This is a genomic window from Clostridium tarantellae (assembly GCF_009295725.1).
GTDB classification, from domain to species: Bacteria; Bacillota; Clostridia; order Clostridiales; family Clostridiaceae; genus Sarcina; species Sarcina tarantellae.
Map to the genome: position 1 here is coordinate 1 of NZ_WHJC01000285.1, position 4,280 is coordinate 4,280.

Here is a 4,280-nt window from a genome sequence, read left to right on the forward strand (position 1 = left end):
GTATATTAAATATATTTAAAGTTTTATCTAAATAATTTAAGGACATAAAATGAGTTGATGCTAAATTAAACAAGGTGTATAAAGCAACTACTTTAGATAATAAAATAGTAATTGGGAAAAGATAAATAGTTTTATTTCTATCATTTACAAGAGTTGCAGTGCATTCATATACAATAGAAAATAGGAATACGGCAAAAATCAAGTAAAATAATAAAATAAATTCATAAGAAAAGCCTAATACAATTGTAAAAGATAGTAATAAAGTAATTATAGTATGAAATATTATTGCTACTCCATTTCCTTTCATATAATCTAAATATGTTAAAGGCTTTTTAAATATTAATGTAAATATAAGATAACTTAAAGATATAAGAAGGAAATAGGCAATTACTATGGTGGTAAAAATCCACATAAAAACTTTTAAATTTGGTAGTAATAAGTCTAAAGAATTTTTAAAGGAAATTTTTTTATCTAAACTAATAGAGCCATAGTTGCCAAATAACATTATACTTACAGATTTATCCTTTATAAAATTTATTAAAAATACAGTAGATAAAGACATAATAATAGTACAGAGTATATATATTAACCCTGTAGCTTTTGGAGATAAATTATTTTTAAAGTGTAAAATAGCATTATTAGGTTTTAAAATAGCATCTTTAATTAATTTAATTGCAGAGTTAGTCTCCTTTCTTAAATGAATATCCTTTATTTTATATGCCATTGCTCCAATATAATCTTCAGTAGTATCATTTCTTTTAATATTTTCTTTTACAGTATCTTGTAATTGTTTACCGCAATTAGTACAAAATTTAAGTGATTCATCAGATAAATTTTTTCCACAATATTTACAAAACATAAAAGTATCTCCTATATATTATTTAACAGTTCATAATATTAAATTAATTTCAAATATATTACATTTTATGTGAAACATTAATAAATAAAATCATATACATATAGAGTTAATAATGACTTTAAGGAGATGTTATGAAATTTTGTGGTAAATGCGGAGAACCTATAAATGAAAAATTAGCTTTTTGTGGGAAATGTGGTGAACCAATAGATAAAAATAAAATAGGAGAAAATCAAAGTATTCCTATTCTTAATAATTTAAATAAAGATGATTCTCTTTATTCTTTTAACAAAATAGATGAAAGTATGGTTAATGAAACTATAAATACTAGCTTAAAAGAAAAAAAACCTATAAGTAAGAAAAAGAAAGTAGCATTAATAGTTATTAGTATTTTAGTAATAACTATATTACTACTTGCTATGATTTTTTATAAACCTATAATGGCAAAAATATATGAAATTAAAGGTGATAAAAATTATATAGAAAATAAAAAAATAGAGTATTATTGTAAATCTATGGAGTTTAATTATGATAGTAACATTATAGAAAAAGTTTCAGAGGTATTAAATGGTTTAGATAATGGAGAAGAAATTTTAAAAGATTATGAACCTTTATTAAGTAAAAAGGACTTTAATAATCTTATGTCTAATATATATGTGAACAAAGCAGTTAAATCTTTTCAAAATGAAGATTATGAAAAAACTATGGAAATTATAAAAGATGCTGAAAATTATGGATATAATAAAAGTGATTTTTTTTATTATGATGAAACTAAAACTAAATTAGATGAAATAGAAGCTAAAAAAATTGCTGAATTAGATAAGAAAAAAGCAGAAGAAGAAAAGAAAAAATCTGAAGAGTTAGATAAGGAAAGAAAGGCAAACTCATCTAAAAATACTCCTTCAGTTTCTTATAATATAATAACCACTAATGGCTATATAATACCTGATAGTGATATTAGATATTTAAATAAATCTGATTTAGCAGGAATGAGCAAAGCTACATTAGCACTAGCAAGAAATGAAATATGGGCTAGGTATGGATATATTTTTAAGGAAGAACCTTTTAAATCCTATTTTCCAAGACAAAGTTGGTATTATCCTAATGCTTATGTGAATGCTAGTATAGAACAGCTTACAGATATAGAACAATATAATGTTAAATTAATAAAATCAATAGAAGACAGCATGTAGAAATATTTAAGTTTAAAAGTAGTTTAATTAAATGTTGATTTAAATTCGGAGGAGTAAATGAAATATATTTATCTTTGTGGAATTATTTTATTAGGGTGCATTTTTTTTATTTGTACTGAGCTTTTTCTTAATAATGATAAAATAAATTTAGATGAAAATATAAATACAAATTCACAGGTAGAAGAAGTTGGGCCTGAATTTATGCCTAGTCCTTTTTATTATATTCCTGTGAATAAGGAGGAGCTTAAAGAACTTATTGAAAAGGACAAGATAAAGAAAGAAGAAGCTAAAAAACAGGAAGAATTGGCTAGTGCAAAAAAAGATGAAGAAGAAAAATTATCTAGTACAAATAAAACAGATAATTCAAAAATAACTATTGTTTTAGATCCAGGGCATGCCTCTAAAGCCAACTTAGAAAAAGAGCCTATAGAACCTAATTCAAAGGAGTTAAAGATAAAAGATGGTGGAGGAGCTACTGGAGTAGTAAGTAAAGTACCTGAATATAAAATTTGTATGAGAATTGCTTTGCTTCTTAGAGACGAATTAACTTCTTTAGGGTTTAATGCAATTATGACTAAGGAAGATAATAATATTGCTCTTGGAAATGTGGATAGAGCTAATATAGGAAATAATGCTAATGCTAATTTAGTTGTAAGAATACATGCAGATGGAGCTTCATCACCATCAGCTAAGGGAGCTTCTGTACTTGTTCCAGATCCATCTAATAAAAATACTAAAGGTATTTATGAGGCTAGTTATAACTATGGAGAAAAAATAATTAATACTTATTGTAGTGAATTGAATATTAAAAATAGAGGGGTAATTCATAGGAATGATATGACAGGCTTTAATTGGTCAAAGGTTCCTGTAATTCTTTTAGAAATGGGATTTCTATCTAATAAGGAGGAGGACTTATTTTTAAGCAATGAAGAAAATGCATTGAAAATTTCTAAGGCTATTGCTAAAGGTATTTTACAATGTTTTCAGTAACTGTTCTTTAAAAATAACAAGAGTTTAAAATAATAATTTAACTAAATTTTAGAGTATTCGCTCACTTCTATAAATGCCTAGAAAGAATTAAAGGAAGCTTCTACTTCTATAAGTAGTGAGTATTTCACCTATTGTAAATACAATGACTATTATATTTTCAGAAAATTAATAATCTGTGTTATAACTAAAAGGAGTATACTAGTTATACTCCTTTAATTAGTAATATTTAATTGATTAATTAGTAAGTTTAATAAAGATATTATAAAATACGAAATAATATTAAAATAATAGATAAATATTATAAAAAATAGTTAGATAAAATGAGAAAACATCTTATCTAACTAAATAATTATTAGTTCAATAAATCATAAATATTAAATTTAAAATTTATTAAAGATTTTATTAAATTGAACTTCCATACATATTACATATTTCAATTTCGTAAATAGAAATTGTAGGAGCAACTATAGGATTATTTTTTTCACAATAAACTCTTACAAATCTAGCATTTTGCATAGAGGATAAAGAGATTTCTTCCATTTTACCTTGTCCATTAGTAGTTTTATAAATAGATGTCCAAGTGTTTGCATCATTAGAAATATCTATGCTGTAAATAGTTGCATAGTCTCTACCCCAATGAATTTTTACAGTATCAAATTCAGTAGCTGTACCTAAATCCACATAAATCCATTGATGTCCATTAACAAAATTATCACTAGACCATCTAGAAGTTCTTCCATCTGTTACATACATAGCAGATGAAGAGTTTGAAGAATCCATTGCTGGTTTTTTTAGTGCTAAATTAGTGGAAGGTTTCATTGGTTTTGGTGGAGTGGTTGGTGTAGATAGTGTAGAATTTCCATACATATTGTATACTTCAATTTCGTAAATAGAAACTGTAGGAGCAATAGTAGGATGATTTCTTTCACAATAAATTCTTACAAATCTAGCATTTTGCATAGAGGATAAAGAGATTTCTTCCATTTTACCTTGTCCATTAGTAGTTCTATAAGCAGAAGCCCAGTTAATAGCGTCATTAGAAAGATCTACTCTATAGATGGTTGCATAGTCTCTACCCCAATGGATTTTTATAGTATTAAATTCAGTAGCTGTACCTAAATCCACATAAATCCATTGATGTCCATTAGCAAAATTACCACTAGACCATCTAGAAGTTCTTCCATCTGTTACATACATAGCAGATGAAGAGTTTGAAGAATCCATTGCTGGTTTTTTTAGTG

At 25.5% G+C, this 4,280-nt stretch carries 4 protein-coding genes; 2 read left to right on the plus strand and 2 right to left on the minus strand.

Going from position 1 to position 4,280, the window contains the following annotated elements:
- Nucleotides 1–859: zinc ribbon domain-containing protein (locus GBZ86_RS13215; protein ID WP_152891379.1), on the minus strand; the 859-nt coding region annotated here is incomplete at its 3' end.
- Between the two features lie 131 nt (nucleotides 860–990).
- Between GBZ86_RS13215 and GBZ86_RS13220 the strand changes: the two genes are divergently transcribed.
- Entirely contained in the window at nucleotides 991–2,049 is a 1,059-nt protein-coding gene (locus GBZ86_RS13220; RefSeq protein WP_152891381.1) for a YARHG domain-containing protein, read from the plus strand.
- Nucleotides 2,050–2,106: 57 nt separating this feature from the next.
- Nucleotides 2,107–3,039, plus strand: coding sequence for an N-acetylmuramoyl-L-alanine amidase (locus GBZ86_RS13225; protein WP_152891383.1), 933 nt, complete (start codon nucleotides 2,107–2,109; stop codon nucleotides 3,037–3,039).
- 402 nt (nucleotides 3,040–3,441) lie between these two features.
- Here GBZ86_RS13225 and GBZ86_RS13230 read toward each other — a convergent pair.
- Nucleotides 3,442–4,280, minus strand: an 839-nt coding sequence (locus GBZ86_RS13230; RefSeq protein WP_207707457.1) for a discoidin domain-containing protein, incomplete at its 5' end; no start/stop codon positions are given.